Here is a 15,991-nt window from a genome sequence, read left to right as displayed (position 1 = left end):
GGCTCGTACGCCAGCCCACAAGTATTGATAGGCAAACAGTCTCAGTGTGCGGGAAATAAGTATTTTACACGATATAGACCCTGCACTACATTGAATATCAATCGCACAGGATGATGGGGGTCACAATATGAATCTCCAGCAGCCACACCACACAAAGACAAGGGAGTCATCATGACCGCCGAAACTCCAGCAGAGGCAACAGCAGCCAAGTCGGGAAATGCCGCTACCGACAGCTTCCGCAGCTCCGGCAAGCTTGCCGCGATAGAGACGTCCGTTGAGCGCGTGAACCTCTTGGCGAGCAAGCTAGTCAAGGCCGCAAACGACATCATCCTCGAAGAGCGCGTGAGCTACGACGAGTTCAACGCCCTCAAGGCTTGGCTGATCAAGGTCGGCGACGATGGCGAATGGCCGCTGTTCATGGACGTATGGCTGGAGCACTCGGTGGAAGAGGTCGCTACCGACCACCGCGAAGGCAACAAGGGTTCCATCGAGGGCCCTTACTACGTGCCAAATGCTCCGGAGCAGGATTCCCCCGCCACCATCGCGATGCGCGAAGACGAAAAGGGCACCAACCTGCTCTTCCAGGGCCAGGTCCGTTCCACCGACGGCAGCGCGCTGAAGAACGCGAAGATCGAGCTGTGGCACGCAGATGAAGAAGGCTTCTACTCGCAGTTCGCTCCCGGCATCCCGGAGTGGAACCTGCGCGGCACCTTCATCGCCGATGCGGAAGGCAACTTCCAGATCAACACGATGCAGCCAGCTCCGTACCAGATCCCTACCGACGGTGCCTGCGGCCAGCTGATCGCCGCCGCCGGCTGGCACGCATGGCGCCCGGCCCACCTGCACCTGAAGGTCTCGGCCGAGGGCCACGAGCTGCTCACCGCGCAGCTGTACTTCCCGGGCGACGCGCACAACGATGATGACATCGCCACCGCGGTGAAGCCAGAATTGATGCTCGACTTGCAGCCAGCGCAGTCCGGCGACGGCAAGCAGGTCACCTACGATTTCGTGCTTGACCCAGTCAAGTAGGTCCTAGCGCACCTCCTCACGGCGGGGCTCCCGGCAACACTGCTGGGCACCCCGCCGTTGTCGTACAACGAACGTTGCGCTTGCCGCCCTGGCCAATGCCCAGGCAGAAGACCGCACGCCTTCGAATCCACCCCAGCAGCAACCGATCTCAAGGGAGAACATCATGATTGCCTCAACACTGATCAACCCTGCCGTAGCATTCCAGTCCGGAACCGTTGCGTGGCCCGCTACCGGCACTCGGGAACCTCAGAACCACTGGGCTTGGACCGGCTGGATGCCCGAGGCCGAACACGGCGGCTCAACACTAGCCGCCTAGACTTCCGTCCGCTGCAGCGCGGACGCATGCGCAAGGCCCCCGACAGCAAAGACGCTGTCCGGGGCCTTCCGCACATCCGCACCCGGTGCCCGGCAGCAGCGATGTATTGCCCGGGCTAAGCCTCGAGGAGTCCCATGGCGGTAAAAGCCCGTTGGTAGATCTCTCTGATAACCGCTTCCTTGCGTGCGTTGTACTGCATGGAGTGCTCGCCGGCATCGCGTGACAGCTCTGAGGCTTTTCGCTTGGCATTGGCGTAGAGTTCCCGATCGCCTGGATTCGCACGGAGCCACTCACGGAAGAGCCGATGCTTGATCGTCTCGGGACTGTCAAAACCGAAAACGTGGAGATTGCAGGCCGGGTCGAGATGGCGCAGGAACCGATGCCCAAACCACCAAGGTTCGCGCACCCTCAGCTCGAAACCCGCCCGTTCAAGCGCGGGAACATACGCACGCTCATCGTCTGGGTCGGCGACAATCAGGTCGATGTCGATAATGGGCTTGGCCGGGAGCCCGCGGACCGAGGTCGAACCAACATGTTCGATAGCCAAGGCCCGCCAGCCAAGGGCCTCCCGGACCCGTTCGGCAAGCAGCTGGAACTGTTGCGGCCAGGCATCGTTCCAATCGGCTAGCTCAACCTCTGGCGATGGGCCGGCCCCCGGAAGGTACGGCGATTGCCCTTCAGGAACAGGCGGTTCGTGGAAAGTGACGATGTCGATGAGCTTTGGCATGAAACCATTCTCGCCGATGGCCACCGGGCCTTGCGACGCGCAACCTAGTGCTCAAAACCCTCGCGAGTCAGCGCGGCAAGTTCGGTCCGGGTGGATACCGCAAGCTTCGCGTAGATTTTTGTCAGGTGATACTGCACCGTCTTGGTGCTGACAAACAGCTCCTCGGCCACTCGGCGGTTGCTTGCGCCCTCGCAGACGAGCTTGGCGACCGCCTGTTCCTGAGCGGTCAGCGTTGACCAGTCCATCGCTTCGCGGCGCGCCATGCCAATGCCGCTCGCCTGCAGTTCGCGGGTGCAGCGTTCAACGTAGACGGTGGCGTCCAGGTGCGTGAAGATCGACAGCGCACGGGTTAGCGGGGCAACGCAGTCCGCCCGCTTTCCCGCGCGCCGCAGGCACTGCCCGTAGGCAAAATCGATCCGCGCCCGGTGATAGGCGGTGCCAACGCCCTGGAAGCAAAGCAACGCCCGCTCGAAGGCCTCTCGCGCCGCATCGATGTCCCCCAAGGCCGCCAGCAGCATGCCGCGCACCCCGAGGAAGGCTCCGATGCCGTTGTTGTGCCCGGCCTTCTCCGCGGCCTCCAGCAAGGGGGCGATGAATTCTTCGGCTTCCTCCAGCCGCTCGCTGCGAATCAGCGCTTCGGCATACATGTCTTGCCAGGTCCAGAAGCCTGGTTCGTCGATGCCCTGGCTGCGGTCAAGGCGGAGGATGGGTTCCAGGGCCAGCAGCACTTCCTCGTGATTGGCCTGGGCGCGCGCGGCTTCGGCCCGCGCCATGCGATACGGCACCTCCATCACCTGGTAGCTGCCCACTCGCACCCACGATTTGGCCAAGTGGACCTCGACAAGTTCCGTGTTTCCCCGCAGCGCATGAATCTGCACCGCCGTGTACTGGATCAGCGGCCGCTGCACCTGAATCCCGAAGCGCTCCTGGATTGCTTGCGCCCCACGGACCGTCTCCAGCGCCTGATCCCAGTCGCCCACGAGGAATTCGGCCCGTGCCAGCCAGGCCTTGGCCCACAACGAGATTCGCAGCGAACCCTCGCTGAAGTCGGTGGAACTGGCTGCCGCCAATTCGTGGCGGGCCAGCTCGATCCGCCCGCTTGCCAAATACACCCAGCCGAGGGACATCTCTGCGCGTTGCCGCTGGGCGCCGGTGGGAAGCTTGCCCAGCAACTGAAGCAATACCCTTTCGCCTTCCTCCCTGCGGCCCATCATGGCCAGGCCAAGGCCCTGGATGGCAGCGCTTTCGATGGCCTGCGGACTGCCTGCCTGCGCGAGGCGCAGCGACTGTTCGGCCCAATCGAGAATTTTCTGGCCTTCGAGCTGGCAGAGGGAATGCAACACGCGGCGTTGCGAAATGACCGCCATCGTGTCGCTGAGCTGCAGGCGTACCGCGCTCTGCCAGGCGCTGGTCAACCAGCGGTTAGCGGTCTGCGCCCGGCCCTGGAGAATGGCGATGTACCCCGAAAGCACGTCGCGTTCGGCGCTGCTTCCCAAGCTTGCCAGCTGGTGGGAAAAGGTCAGCGCCCGTGGAATCTCTCCGGCGGCAACCACCGCGTCTACCGCCTTGAGCAGCAATGCCTCGCGTTGCGCAGGTTCAGGTGTCAGATGCATGGCACGGAAGAACGCGGTTGCCGCCGAGGACCATTCACCGCGCTGCCCTTGGGCCACCGCGTACCCCTCCAGTTCGCGCGAAAGCCCGATATCTGGCAAGAGGCTCGCGTCGGCTCGATGGCCCAGTACGACCCCGCGGTCTTCGGCAATCTCGGCAGCTGCCGCATGCAGGCGAATGCGGGTGCTCAACGGAATCTGATGATAGACGGCCATCTGGGTCAGCTCGCTGTCAAAACCCAGCCGCACCTTTCCGCTATGCCCCTGGGTGCGCGCCAGCGATGCATCAACAATCTGCTGGATGCAGGCCAGCGGGGAATCTTCCTTGGCAAGCCTGGAAATGAGGTCAATCCGAGCTTGGCGGCCAAGCACCGCGGCCGCCTCGACGAGCGCGCGGGCGCGCGGCTCCAACTCGTCGAGCAGCTGCTTGATATGCAGCGACAACGCGCGCGGCGCCGGCGGCCAGCGATCCCATTGTTCCCAGCTATGTTCCGGATTTTCCTGCGCCAGTTCGAGCACCGCATGCAGATTGCCTTGCGTGTAGCGCATCAGATGCTCGGCCGCCATGGACGGCAGCTCGATTCCCAGCCTGGTAGAGACGATTTCACGGGCCTGGGCAGCCGTCGGCACATCAACGTGCAGGACCTCTAGATCGGTGTCGCCTAGGAACTCACGTGTTTCGGCGGGAAGCATCGCGATGTCCTGGTCTCGCAGAACCAAGACGATAAGTACGCGTTCGGTGTGCAGCCGGCGCCAGGCGTAGCGTACCGCCTCGAAGCTTGCGGCATCTGCCCATTGGGCATTTTCGATGACCAGCACCCGGGTTTGCTCCGGATCCGCGCGCAGGTATTCCAGCAACGCCGGGCCGAGCTCTTCGCTTGGCCCGGGGTTTCCGCGTTCCAGCAGTGGCCCCAGAGCCGCGCCAGGGCGCCTGGATTCCCAGCGCGAGGCGGTAACCACGGTGACCGACGCCATGTTGGAACGGCGCAGCAATTGCTTTATCACGGTGCTTTTGCCGCTTCCTTGCGGTCCTTGCAGGACGGCCAGGGCGCTGCGCTGCTGCTGCACTTCGCGCAAAAGGTCGGCGAGCGCATCCTGGGCAACTTGTTGGCTCATTTATGCGTTCACCGACCTTTCAGCGTTGCCGCGTAGTTTCTCGCTGCGTCTCTACTTCTCTGCGTCCGCGGCTGCGAGCTCGACCCGCGCGGGCCGCAGCTTGGCGGTGATCTCGGAATTGCGCAACGGAACGCCGAGGGTGATCAATGCACCAACGATAGCAACCCCGGAGAAGACATAGAAAGCGACATGGTTTTGAACGCCGGCCGCCATCAGCAGCCCGCCGAACAGCGGCCCGAAGATGCCGCCCAGACGGCCGAACCCGGCGCACCAGGCCACCCCGGCGCCGCGGGCGGCGCTGTTGTAGTAATTGGACACGAAACCGTAGATCAGCACCTGGGTGCCGATGGTTCCCACGCCCGCCACGGCAACCAGCGCAAGCAGGATGCCCAGCGGCAGGTGCATGGTCAGCAGCACCATGGCCACCGCGGCAAGGAAGAAGGTGGTGCATACGGTGCGCTTCACGCCGAACCGGTCGGCGCCAACGGAGGCGATCAGCCCGCCGAAGATCGCGCCGGCGTTGAAGACCAGCAGGAAGGTGAGCGCGAAGTCCTTGCCGTAGCCGAACTGCGACATAATCTGCGGCAGCCAGGTGTTCAGCCCGTAGGTCAGCATCAGGCCGGTGAAGCTCATGAATCCGAGCAGCAGGGTCGGGAACGCGTACTTCTTGGAGGCCAGCGCACGGAACCCGATCTTGGTCTCTGCCGGTGCGGCTTCGGTGCTGCCGGCAACGGGTTCCAGTACGTGGATCGGGACACCGGTGCGGATCGAGACGCGTTCTGCTTCCGCGGTGCGGCCGCGGGCCATCAGCCATTCGGGGGATTCCGGGAGCTTGACCAGCGCCATTGGGAGCAGGAAGAGCAGCGGGGTCGCGCCGATCAGGAACAGGCCGCGCCAGCCGATGGCGTCGAGTAGGATGATGGCCAGCAGGGAGGCGAGCACGCCGCCGATGGGAACACCAGAGTAGACGATCGCGTTGTAGAAATTGCGCTTGCCCTTGGGGGCGAACTCGGCGACCACCGCACCGGCGGTGGCAACCAGTGCGCCCACCCCGATTCCGGTGGCGAAACGCAGGGCGCCGAAGGAAGTGACGTCATTGGTCAGGGCGGTCAGACCCATGGCCACGGAGAACCAGATAATTCCGGTGATCATGATCTTGCGCCGGCCCAGGTAGTCGCCGATGGCGCCGGCAACCAGCGCGCCGACCATCATGCCGGCCAGCGCCCAGCTGCCCAGCGCGCCGGCGGTGGTCGGGGTGACTTCTCCGAGCTGCGTCGGATCGCCCAGCAGCAGCGGAACGATGGTTCCGTAGACGACCAGGTCGTATCCGTCGAAGATCAGCGCCAGGGTGGCGATGGCCACGACCCAGCGGACCGTGCTTTGCTGTTTTCTGTTGCTGCTTGCTTCGGAAGTTTTCACGAGTTGCTCCATTTTCATTGGCCCGGGCGCACGTCATCGTGCGGGTATCAAGGCACTGGGAAATACCGCGGCGCGAGGGCGCGGCGTGGGAACCGTGGCCCGAAAGATCGTCGGGCGGCGGGTTTTGGAGGGCACACAGGCGGCGGGGATCCCGCCGCCTGCAAGCGCTCACTGGGTTCTGGGGCGTTGGCTAGCCGAGATCTCCGCCGGCCACCGCGAGGGTGGCGCCGGTGATGTAGGAGGCTTCCGCAGAGGCCAGGAACACGATCGGCGCGGACTGTTCGTCCAGGGTGCCGTAGCGCTTGAACAGCGTCGAGTCGACGGTCTGCTCCACGATGGCCTGATACCAGGCTTTTTCCTGTTCGCCGGTGGGCGCCGGGCCGCGCTTGACTACCCGCTCAGGGGCTTCGGTGCCGCCCGGGGCGGTAGCCACCACACGGATTCCGTGGGCGACCCCTTCCATGGCCAGCGCCGAGGTGATCGCCTTGACTCCGCCCTTCGCCGCCGCATAAGGCACCCGGTTCACCCCGCGGGTGGCCACCGAGGACACGTTCACGATGGTGCCGGAGCCGGCCTTGGCCATCTCCTCGAAGGCCGCGCGGCACATCCACAGGGTCGGGAAGAGCGAACGCTGGATTTCCTTGCTGATTTCTTCCGGCGCGTAGTGCTCGTAGGGCTTGGCCCAGATGGTCCCGCCGACGTTGTTGATGAGCACATCGATCCGGCCGAATTCATCCATTGCCGCGGTCACTGCCGCCAGCGCCCCCTCGTAGGTTTCGAGGTCTGCGGTCACGCTCAGCGCGTGCGCGCCGTGGGCGCGCAAGCCCTCGGCGACGTCGTGGATCAACCCGGCGCGGTCAACCAGAACCAGTTCCCCGCCCTCGGCGGCGATGCGCCGGGCCACGGACCAGCCGATGCCCTGGGCTGCGCCGGTGACCATGACGACCTGGCCGGCGAAGCGTCCGGGGTGGAAGGACTCGGGGTATCCGGCGGCTGCGGTCTCGTTGGCCGGGGCGTTGTCCGCGCTCACTAGCTTTGTTCCTGCGAGGCCGCGGCCATGGTGGCCTTGGCGTGCTCGTTGTGCGAGATGATCGCCGCACGGGCCGCCGCGATGTCCTGCTGCTCGAAGGCCGCGACGATGGCGAAGTGGTCGGCGTCCACCGCGCCGTCGATCCAGTGCTCCTGGCGCAGCACCTTTGCCATGAGCGCCGGAACCTCCAGGCGGGTGTAGGCCTGGAGCAGGTGTTCGTTGCCGACGCAGGTGAACAGGAACTCGTGGAAGGCGTCGTTGGTGACGGTGAATTCGGCGGCGTTGACAAACTTTTCGCCGTCCAAGGTCTTGCCCGCAAGCTCTGCGAGGACCTTGAATTCGCCCAGCTGGCCGTCGGTCAACTTGCCCATGGTCAGTTCCACAATGGCCAGTTCAAGGGCCATGCGGGCATCGAACTGGGCGCCGAAGGTTGCGTGCTCCTCGCCGATTTCGTAGCCGGCTGCCGGTGCCTGGGTGGGTTCGGCCACCGGCGCCGCGGCTTCCGCTGCCGGTGCGGCCTCCGGCACGACGGCCAGGGCGAACTTCTCGAAGTAGAAGTTCTGCGGCTTGATGCCTTCGCCTTCCAGGTGGCGGCGCACGCCCTCAACCATCGGTGGCGGACCGCAGAGGTAGATGTCCACGTCGCCCTCGGCCAGGTGCTGCGGCTCGAAGTGGTTGGTGACGTAGCCCTTCTTTTCCGCGGCGCTGGCCGGGTCGCCGACCACGGCATCGAAGCTGAAGCCCGCGATGCGCTGGGTGTAGGATTCGAGCACGTCCAGCTCGACCAGATCGGTATCGGTGTTCACGCCGTAGATCAGGTGGACCGGGTGCGGGTTTTCCATGCCGACCAGCTTCTCCAGGATGGACAGCAGCGGGGCCAGGCCGGTGCCGCCGGCCAGCAGCAGGGACTGGCGCTTGGGTTCGCGCAGGAAGAAGCTGCCCATCGGGCCGGTGAAGGTGATCCGGTCCCCGACCTGCGCGGTATCGCGCATGTAGGTGGACATCAATCCGCCGTCGGTGATGCGGATCAGGAAGGAGATGGTCTGGACCTCGGGGCCCGAGCTGAAGGAGTACGAGCGGGTCTGGCCGCCGGAGCCGGGAACCTCAATGTTCACGTACTGGCCGGGCAGGAAGGACAGCTCTTCGCGGTTATCAACCTCCAGGCTGAAGGCGTAGGTGGTCTCGGAGATGCGGCGGATCTCGGTCAGCGTCGACTCGAAGACGGTCGCGGCGGTCTTGGCCACATCCGAGGTGGTGGGGATCTGCAGCACGAGGTCGGATTCGGGGACCATCTGGCAGGGCAGGCAGAATCCCTTTTCGGCCTCGTCGTCGGTCAGCGCTTCCTCGATGTAGTCGCCGCCGTCGAATTTGCCCGATTCGCAGAAGGACTTGCAGGTGCCGCAGGCGCCGTCGCGGCAGTCAAGTGGGATGTTGATCCGGGCCTTGTAGGAGGCGTCGGCGACGGTTTCGCGGGGGCCTACTTTGATGAAGCGGGTGATCCCGTCCTCAAAAGCTAAGGCGACCTGGTAAGTCATAAGGGTGCTCATTTCAAAATTGTGCTGGTGGGGCAGCAGTAAGTTCTTTGCCGCGCTGTGCCGGGCTGGCTCCCGGCGCAGCGCAGGTCGGCCTGGATGATGCGGCCGAATTAGATGTGGTAGATATCCACGACGTGGTGGATGAAGTCGTTCTTCAGCACTACCTTCTTCGCGGTGATCACCGGCTGGGTGCCGGAGTAGTCGATCGTGTAGAAGGAGTTGCCGAAGTAGGTGTCGACGTTCTGGTAGCGGTAGTACAGCGTGAACCAGTTGAAGCGGACCTCAACCTTGTCGCCGTCCACGGCGACGATCTCCACATTGGTGATGTTGTGCCCGGTGCGCGGCTCCGGCAGGCTGGTAGCCGAGGAGCGGTCGGTCTTGATGCGGAAGACGCGGTCTTCCAGGCCACCGCGGTTTGCGTAGTAGATCAGCGAGATCTCGCGCTGCGGGTCCTCGGTGAGCTTGTCGTCGTCGGCCCATGCCGGCATCCAGAAGGTCGCCTCCGGGTGGTAGCAGTCGATCCAGCGGTCGAAGTCGCGGTCATCCAGGAAGCGGGCTTCCTGGTAGAGGAACTGCTCGACGTCCCCGGTGGTGACGGTGCCGTTGCTGGTTTGGGCCTCGGTCAATGCAATGGTGCTCATGTGGCTTTCCCTTCGGCCTTAGTTCTTGGTTTCGAGTTCGGCGGCCAGCGCCTTGCGCATGGTGTTCAGCCAGTAGCCATGCTGGATCGGGTACAGGCCCTCGTCCTCGGTGCGCGCACCGGAGGCGATGGGCTCCAGGCCGATCTTCTTGGCGTTCTCGTCGGCACCGGTGATCTGGTGCGCCGAGCCGCGGCTCATGTCGTTCCACTTGGCCGCGGTGGCCATGTAGGTCTTCTGGCAGGAGCGGAATTCTTCCAGGTCATCCGGGGTAGCCATGCCCGAGGCGTTGAAGAAGTCCTCGTACTGGCGGATGCGGTTGGCGCGTGCGGTGTCGGACTCGCCCTTGGGTGCGATGCAGTAGATGGTGACCTCGGTCTTGTCCACGGCGACCGGGCGGAACACGCGGATCTGCGAAGAGAACTGGTCCATCAGGTACACGTTCGGGTACAGGCAGAGGTTGCGTGAGACACCGATCATCCAGTCGGCCTTGGCCTCGCCGTACTTGGCGACCAGCTCATCGCGCTTCTCGGCCAGCGGGCGGTTTGCGGCGTCCAGCCATTCGGTCCACAGCAGCAGGTGGCCGTTGTCGAATGAGTAGAAGCCGCCTTCCTGCTTGTCCCAGCCGCCGGCATCCATGGTCTTGGTGTCGTTGGTCGATTCGCCGGCGCTGCGGCGAGCCTGGGTGGCGGCGTAGTTCCAGTGGGTAGCCGAGACGTGGTAGCCGTCGGCGCCGTTTTCCGCCTGCAGCTTCCAGTTGCCGTCGTATGTGTAGGTCGAGGAGCCGCGCAGCACCTCCAGGCCTTCCTCGGACTGGTCGACGATCATGTCGATGATCTTCGCCGCTTCGCCCAGGTGCTCTTCCAGGGGAAGGACGTCGGGGTTCAGCGAGCCGAAGAGGAAGCCGCGGTAGTTCTCGAAACGGGCGACCTTGGTCAGGTCGTGCGAGCCGTCCTTGTTGAACTGCTCCGGGTAGCCGGCGCCGCGGGAATCCTTGACCTTGAGCAGCTTGCCCGAGTTGTTGAAGGTCCAGCCGTGGAACGGGCAGGTGAAGGTGGTGCGGTTATCGGTCTTGCGGCGGCAGAGCATCGCGCCGCGGTGGCTGCACGCGTTGATGATGGCGTTCAGCTCATCCTGCTTATTGCGCGAAATGATGATCGGCTGGCGGCCGATGTTGGTGGTGAAGTAGTCACCGATGTTGGGGATCTGGGATTCGTGGGCCAGGTAAACCCAGTTGCCCTCCCAGATGTGCTTCATTTCCAGCTCGAAAACTTCTTCGTCGGTGAAAATGTTTCGGTTGGTACGGTATACGCCGGTCTCTGGGCTGTCGACAAGCGCGTTGTCGAGCACCTCTGATACGGCGTTCAAAGTCTCGGTCATGATGTGCTTTGCTCCATCCTTCATCTGGGCCCGGGAGGGCGCAACCGCTCGAGGCGGCCATTCAAGATCTCTATCCTGTCAGGCTGTGCGCACCGTCACACTAGGCATCTGCCTAGGCTTAGCCCAGGCATCTCAACTATGAGTTTTTGCATATCAATGACGGGGCTTTAAGTATTTGTCGTTCGCCTGTGACCTGCGTAACGTGGGCAGACGTTGCGGTCAGCGAAACGGGAGCCAGGTCATGCCAGAAGAAAAAGCGGTCCAACCGCGTGGGTTGCGCAGGCTCGGAAATGACATTTCCTTTTCCGCAATTTGCGCCGGATTCATCGCCATGGCCGTGTCCTACGCCGGCCCGATGCTGGTGATACTGCAAGCAGCCCAGCGCGCCGGGCTCAGCGAGGCGCAGAGCAGTTCCTGGGTATGGGCGGTCTCGGTCGGCAGCGGAATCACCGGCTTGCTGCTCAGCCTGTTCACTCGCCAACCAATTATCGTCGCATGGTCCGTGCCGGGAGCCGCCCTCTTGCTGACGGTCCTCGGCGACTACAGCTATTCCGAAGCCATCGGCGCGTACCTCGTGGCCGGGCTGCTTGGGTTGCTCTTGAGCCTCAGCGGATTGCTGGGTTGGCTGCTGGCCCGCGTGCCGAAACCCGTTTTGGCCGCGGTGCTCGCCGGGGTGCTGCTGCCCTTTGTGATGGAGGTGGTCCAGGCGGTTCTTGATGCGCCGCTGATCGCCGGCGGCCTGGTGGCCGCCTACTTCCTGGCCCGCCGCTGGTCTCCGGGCTACGCGGTCCCGCTAGCGCTCTGCGCCGGAATCGCGCTTGCGGCGGGTTCTGGCCAGATTTCGAACGCACCGCTCTCGTTCATGCTCACCACTCCGGTATTCACGGTTCCGGAATTTTCGCTCTCCGCCATCATGGGCATTTCCCTTCCGCTGCTGATCGTCACCATGGCAGGCCAAAACGGTCCGGGCCTGGCCATGCTGCGCAGCAGCAATTACCGGCCAAATGATCGGCTCCTGCTCAGCGGGGGCTCGCTTGCGAGCATTCTTTTCGCACCCTTCGGTTCGCATGCGATCAACCTTGCAGCAATTACCGCAGGGATCTGCACCACTGCCCAGGCCCACCGGGATCCGGCGCGACGCTATGTGGCGGGCATTTCATGCGGCGCGCTTTTCATCTTCTTCGGGCTGTTCAGCCAGACATTTTTGCAGCTTTTTGCGGCGGTGCCGGCCGAGCTGGTCATCGCTGTCGCGGGCGTGGCCCTGCTTCCTGCCATGCAGGGATCGATGCAGGATATGTTTGACGGCCCGGCCCCCGGGGCGGCAGAGGCCGCGATCTGCACCCTCATCATCACCGCGTCCGGGGTGGCGCCGCTGGGAATCGTCTCGCCCTTCTGGGGCATCGCAGGAGGCACCCTGTGCTACCTGGCGCTGCACAAGCGACGCCCAGCCTACTCCATAAGGAATCCAAATACGGCCGTGACCTCCGGTTAGTTCCACCCCGCAGTTGCATCCCGGGTTTCCACATAGCGCGCATAGATCTCGGGGCGCGGCTCACCCTGGTAGCGGGTGGACTCCGCGACGTTCCAGACCGGTGGTTCTTCTTCTCCGCTCAGCGCCCAGGCGGCCTGCCGCGCGGCACCCAACGCCACATATTCGGCAGTCTGCGGAACATCGACCGCTACGCCAAAGATCTGCGGTGCGATGCGGCGCACCGCTTCGGACTGCGCGCCGCCGCCGATCAGCAGAATGCGCCGGGTTTCCACGCCGGTGGCGCCTTCGAGGGCAGCGACCGCGTCCTTCATGGAACACAGCAACCCTTCGACATATGCACGGGCGATCTGTTCACGTGTGGTCGTGGTGCGCAGCCCATGCATCAGCCCCGTCGCGTCGGGCCGGTTCGGGGTGCGTTCCCCGCCGAAGTATGGCAGCAGCACCGCTCCCCCGGAGCCGGGCTCCGCGGCCAGCGCAAGGTCAGAGAATTCTTTTTGGCCTACACCGAGCAGCCGGGCGCCAAAATCGAGTACCGGAGCGCCGTTGAGGGTGCAGGCCAGCGGCAGGTACCTATTCGTGGCATCCACAAATCCGCTCACCATCCCGGTGCCATCGTGGATGCTGTGATCCACCACCGCGGAGGCCACCCCCGAGGTTCCCATGGAGACGCACACGTCCCCGGGCTGCAGATCCAGTCCCAGCGAGGCGGCCATATTGTCTCCGGTGCCGGCCGCAATCTTCAGGCCCGCAGATGTTTCACCGACTATTTCATTTGCGGCCGCGAGCCGCGGCAGTGCCACCGGCTTGCCGAGCGCCCGGCGCGCCACCTCGGGCAGAAAACGACGCTGCGCGGTCGAGTAGTATCCGGTGCCCGAGGCGTCTCCGTGGTCGGTGGTCGCTTCCTTGCGTCCACCCAGATGCCAGGTCAGATAGTCGTGCGGGAGCAGTACCCGGGTGGTGCGGTTCGCGTTTTCCGGCTCGTTCTCGCGCAGCCAGCGCAGTTTCGAGGCGGTCAGCGAGGCGACCATCACGCTGCCGACAAGTTGCGCGCATCCCCGTGCTCCGCCAAGCTCGCCGATCAGCTCCTGCGCCTGCCCGGCGGAGGAGGTGTCATTCCACAGCATGGCCTTACGCACCGGAGCACCGTGCTCATCCAAGGCAACCATGCCGTGCTGCTGGCCGGCGACCGAGAGCACGGATGCCCGCTCGAGCAGCCCCTCGGTGCTGGCTTCAAGGGCCCTGATCCACTCAGCCGGATCCACCTGGGTCCCGCCGGGGTGAGGCGCGCGCCCCGAGGCTTTCACCTCGCCGCTCTGCGCATCAACGAGCAGCGCTTTGCACGATTGAGTCGACGAGTCGATTCCCAAGACATAAGTCGATGGCATGGCTAGTCCTTCGGTGAGCTTTCGGCGAGATGGATAGTGAGGTTCAGCGACTTCAACAGGGCCAAGAGCTCGGGAGCCAGCTGGTCGTCGATGACGATGTCGTCAAATTCAGCCAACCCCATCACGTGGTAGAGCCCTGCGCCCTCGAATTTGCTTGAGTCAACGATCAAAATTTTTCGGCCACCGGTTTTCAGCAGAGCGCGCTTGGTCAGCGCCGCCTCGGCATCCGGGTGCAGCAGCGCCTGATTTCTCACCGCGGTGGTCGAGACGAACACCGCATCTGCGGTGAGCCGTTGAGCCTGTTCGACCACCACCGAGCCGAGGAAGGAATCGGTTTCTGCATAGTATTGGCCGCCCAGCCCCACCAACGCGATGGATGACTGGGCAGATACGGTGTTCATCAGCGCCAGCGAATGGGTAATGACCGTCGAGGGCCGGCGGCGTTCCAGATGCTGCCCCAACTCGCCGACGGTGGTGGAGTCATCCAGGGCAATGACCGCGCCCGGCTCAATGAGTTCGGCTGCGGTGCGCGCGAGCCGCTGCTTGGTGCGCGCGTTGAGGTGGCGGCGCAGCCGCACGTCGCGTTCGGCCAGCCGTGCGGTGATCGCTCGTGCGCCGCCGCGGATGCGCTCTAGGCGCCCCTCGCCAGCAAGGACATCCAGGTCGCGGTGGATGGTCATGGCACTGACCCCGAAGGCGTCAGCCATTTCTTCCACGCGCGCGGTGTGAACCTGATTGACGTAGCTGGTCAGCTCGTCGCGTCGACTCTCCGGAGGCAGCCCGCTGGATCGCATCACTGCTGATCTCCCTTCGGCAAGTTCATCATTTCTCACATCTTCGATGATAGATGCTGTGCTTGCACTCTCAAAACATCATGACCAAAACAATATTTAACAGAAAATCTGTTGAATTTGTTTATTTGGTGTTAGATTAGTGGCATCACGAGCGGCAGCAATGCCCCACGCAAAGGAGCGCCATGATCTCGGAACCCTCGAACCCAAGTCCACCCCCAACGACCAGGGGCGGCACCGGGTTGCTAGACCGCATGGGACTCCCGCGCCCGCTCTTCTGGGGCTTCATCGGCTTAACCCTGTTCATGATCGGCGACGGCGTGGAAACCAATATCCTCACGCCCTACCTGACCGGCGAACACGGCTTTTCCATCCCGCTGGCAGGAACCCTGATCACCATCTACGGGGTCGCGGTGGCCATTGCCGCATTCCTTTCCGCCTCGCTGTCCGATTTGTGGGGCCCGCGCAAGGTGATGTTCATTGGCGCCGGAATCTGGGTGGCCTTCGAGCTGCTCTTCCTGCTCGTCGCGCTGAACTCCTCCAACGTGGTGCTGATCTTCATCGCCTACGGACTGCGCGGCTTCGGCTACCCCTTCTTCGCCTACGGCTTCCTCGTCTGGATCTCCGCAACCGCCAACGCCAAACGCCTCGCGGTTGCCATCGGCTGGTTCTACGTGGCCTTCAGCGCCGGGCTGCCCACGCTCGGCGCGCTGACCGCGACCGCCTCGCTGGAAATCTTCGGGCTCAACTACTACCAGACCCTTTGGATCTCGCTGGCCCTGGTGATCCTCGGTGCCGCGGTGGCGTTGCTCGGCGTCAAGGAGAAAACCGGACGTGCCCCGCTGGTGGATAACCCGGAGCAGGTGTGGAAGACCATGAGCTTCGGGCTTCGCCTTTTGGTGAGCGACCGCAAGGCGTTGATGGTGATGCTCACCCGCACCATCAATTCGGTACCCACCTACGGCATGGCGGTCTTCTTCCCTGCCTTGTTCGTGGATCGCTTCGGCTGGAGCGTGGGCCAGTTCTTGATCCTGACCACGGTGATCTACGCGGTGAACATTCCCTTCAACCTCTTCTTCGGGGCCCTGGGCGACAAGCTGGGCTGGTCAAAGACCGTGGTCTGGTTCGGCGCGGTGCTCTGTGCGCTGTCCATGGCGGGGCTCTATCTGGTGCCCGCCTGGGCGGTAGACAACGGGATCGAACACGCTTATCTGCTGACCCTGCTGATCGGTGCGGTCTTCGGCATCGGCCTGGCCGGGTTCGTGCCGCTTTCGGCCATCGCCGTCTCGCTGGCGCCGGAGCATCCAGGAGCCGCGATGGCTTCCTACAACCTTGGCATCGGTGCCGCGGTCTTCGCCGGACCGTTGCTGGTCGCCTTGCTCTACACCACCCTGGGCGCCGCAGGAATGGTGTATCTGTTCGCCACGCTGTACTTGGTCGCGGCGCTGATGTCGCACTTGCTGCGCGGAACCCAACCCGGATTCAACGGCGTTCCCACCCCCGCCCCGCAGCGCGTCGCCTAA

Annotated in this window: 13 protein-coding genes; 4 read left to right on the top strand and 9 right to left on the bottom strand. The window is 63.9% G+C overall.

The genetic code is table 11. The features are described from left to right. Positions 1-171 precede the first annotated feature (171 nt). Both catA and ACT3UA_RS12445 read left to right on the top strand, forming a co-directional pair. Positions 172-1,029 (top strand): catechol 1,2-dioxygenase, encoded by an 858-nt coding sequence (catA, locus tag ACT3UA_RS12450; protein ID WP_096285856.1) that lies wholly within the window; start codon positions 172-174, stop codon positions 1,027-1,029. Between the two features lie 163 nt (positions 1,030-1,192). Then, complete coding sequence (locus tag ACT3UA_RS12445) at positions 1,193-1,345, top strand: hypothetical protein (RefSeq protein WP_176484160.1); 153 nt, start codon at positions 1,193-1,195, stop codon at positions 1,343-1,345. A 115-nt stretch (positions 1,346-1,460) separates the two neighbouring features. Here the strand turns inward: ACT3UA_RS12445 and ACT3UA_RS12440 are convergent, their stop codons facing one another. From ACT3UA_RS12440 to benA, 7 genes are all read right to left on the bottom strand, one after another. Further along, entirely contained in the window at positions 1,461-2,072 is a 612-nt protein-coding gene (locus ACT3UA_RS12440; RefSeq protein ID WP_096286043.1) for a GrpB family protein, read from the bottom strand. Between the two features lie 44 nt (positions 2,073-2,116). Beyond that, positions 2,117-4,798, bottom strand: a complete 2,682-nt coding sequence (locus ACT3UA_RS12435; protein ID WP_444616723.1) for a LuxR C-terminal-related transcriptional regulator — start codon at positions 4,796-4,798, stop codon at positions 2,117-2,119. 51 nt (positions 4,799-4,849) lie between these two features. Continuing rightward, complete coding sequence (locus tag ACT3UA_RS12430) at positions 4,850-6,217, bottom strand: MFS transporter (protein ID WP_255248419.1); 1,368 nt, start codon at positions 6,215-6,217, stop codon at positions 4,850-4,852. A 190-nt stretch (positions 6,218-6,407) separates the two neighbouring features. Continuing rightward, positions 6,408-7,247, bottom strand: coding sequence for a 1,6-dihydroxycyclohexa-2,4-diene-1-carboxylate dehydrogenase (locus tag ACT3UA_RS12425; RefSeq protein WP_255248420.1), 840 nt, complete (start codon positions 7,245-7,247; stop codon positions 6,408-6,410). After that, a complete protein-coding gene (gene benC / locus ACT3UA_RS12420) occupies positions 7,247-8,794 on the bottom strand; it encodes a benzoate 1,2-dioxygenase electron transfer component BenC (protein ID WP_255248421.1) in 1,548 nt (515 codons plus the stop codon). Before benC ends, ACT3UA_RS12425 begins: the two co-directional genes overlap by 1 nt. 98 nt (positions 8,795-8,892) lie before the next feature. Next, entirely contained in the window at positions 8,893-9,423 is a 531-nt protein-coding gene (benB, locus tag ACT3UA_RS12415; RefSeq protein WP_096285865.1) for a benzoate 1,2-dioxygenase small subunit, read from the bottom strand. Between the two features lie 18 nt (positions 9,424-9,441). Next, the gene (benA, locus tag ACT3UA_RS12410; protein ID WP_444616720.1) at positions 9,442-10,800 is read right to left on the bottom strand and encodes a benzoate 1,2-dioxygenase large subunit; all 1,359 of its coding nucleotides are present in this window, start codon (positions 10,798-10,800) and stop codon (positions 9,442-9,444) included. A 241-nt stretch (positions 10,801-11,041) separates the two neighbouring features. Between benA and ACT3UA_RS12405 the strand changes: the two genes are divergently transcribed. Next, a complete protein-coding gene (locus ACT3UA_RS12405; protein ID WP_096285869.1) occupies positions 11,042-12,292 on the top strand; it encodes a benzoate/H(+) symporter BenE family transporter in 1,251 nt (416 codons plus the stop codon). On the opposite strand, the gene xylB is transcribed toward ACT3UA_RS12405, so the two are convergent. Together xylB and ACT3UA_RS12395 are read right to left on the bottom strand one after the other, a co-directional pair. Further along, a complete protein-coding gene (gene xylB, locus ACT3UA_RS12400) occupies positions 12,289-13,677 on the bottom strand; it encodes a xylulokinase (RefSeq protein ID WP_096285871.1) in 1,389 nt (462 codons plus the stop codon). The genes ACT3UA_RS12405 and xylB overlap by 4 nt on opposite strands. Positions 13,678-13,679: 2 nt before the next feature. Next, entirely contained in the window at positions 13,680-14,471 is a 792-nt protein-coding gene (locus ACT3UA_RS12395; RefSeq protein WP_096285873.1) for a DeoR/GlpR family DNA-binding transcription regulator, read from the bottom strand. Positions 14,472-14,653: 182 nt separating this feature from the next. Here ACT3UA_RS12395 and ACT3UA_RS12390 point away from each other — a divergent pair, with 182 nt between their 5' ends. Then, positions 14,654-15,991: an MFS transporter gene (locus tag ACT3UA_RS12390; protein ID WP_096285875.1), complete on the top strand. Its 1,338-nt coding sequence runs from the start codon at positions 14,654-14,656 to the stop codon at positions 15,989-15,991.

Origin of the sequence: Glutamicibacter sp. 363, from assembly GCF_052379505.1 — a bacterium.
In the GTDB taxonomy this organism is placed as follows: domain Bacteria; phylum Actinomycetota; class Actinomycetes; order Actinomycetales; family Micrococcaceae; genus Glutamicibacter.
The sequence above is the reverse complement of the archived record's forward strand: the minus strand, read 5'-3'. Positions and strand labels throughout refer to the sequence as shown.

Excerpts from the sequence above, each read along its gene's own strand:
- catA (WP_096285856.1), top strand. The coding sequence starts at position 172 with ATGACCGCCGAAACTCCAGCAGAGGCAACAGCAGCCAAGTCGGGAAAT.
- ACT3UA_RS12445 (WP_176484160.1), top strand. The coding sequence starts at position 1,193 with ATGATTGCCTCAACACTGATCAACCCTGCCGTAGCATTCCAGTCCGGA.
- ACT3UA_RS12440 (WP_096286043.1), bottom strand. The coding sequence starts at position 2,072 with ATGCCAAAGCTCATCGACATCGTCACTTTCCACGAACCGCCTGTTCCT.
- ACT3UA_RS12435 (WP_444616723.1), bottom strand. The coding sequence starts at position 4,798 with ATGAGCCAACAAGTTGCCCAGGATGCGCTCGCCGACCTTTTGCGCGAA.
- benC (WP_255248421.1), bottom strand. The coding sequence starts at position 8,794 with ATGAGCACCCTTATGACTTACCAGGTCGCCTTAGCTTTTGAGGACGGG.
- benB (WP_096285865.1), bottom strand. The coding sequence starts at position 9,423 with ATGAGCACCATTGCATTGACCGAGGCCCAAACCAGCAACGGCACCGTC.
- benA (WP_444616720.1), bottom strand. The coding sequence starts at position 10,800 with ATGACCGAGACTTTGAACGCCGTATCAGAGGTGCTCGACAACGCGCTT.
- ACT3UA_RS12405 (WP_096285869.1), top strand. The coding sequence starts at position 11,042 with ATGCCAGAAGAAAAAGCGGTCCAACCGCGTGGGTTGCGCAGGCTCGGA.
- xylB (WP_096285871.1), bottom strand. The coding sequence starts at position 13,677 with ATGCCATCGACTTATGTCTTGGGAATCGACTCGTCGACTCAATCGTGC.
- ACT3UA_RS12395 (WP_096285873.1), bottom strand. The coding sequence starts at position 14,471 with ATGCGATCCAGCGGGCTGCCTCCGGAGAGTCGACGCGACGAGCTGACC.
- ACT3UA_RS12390 (WP_096285875.1), top strand. The coding sequence starts at position 14,654 with ATGATCTCGGAACCCTCGAACCCAAGTCCACCCCCAACGACCAGGGGC.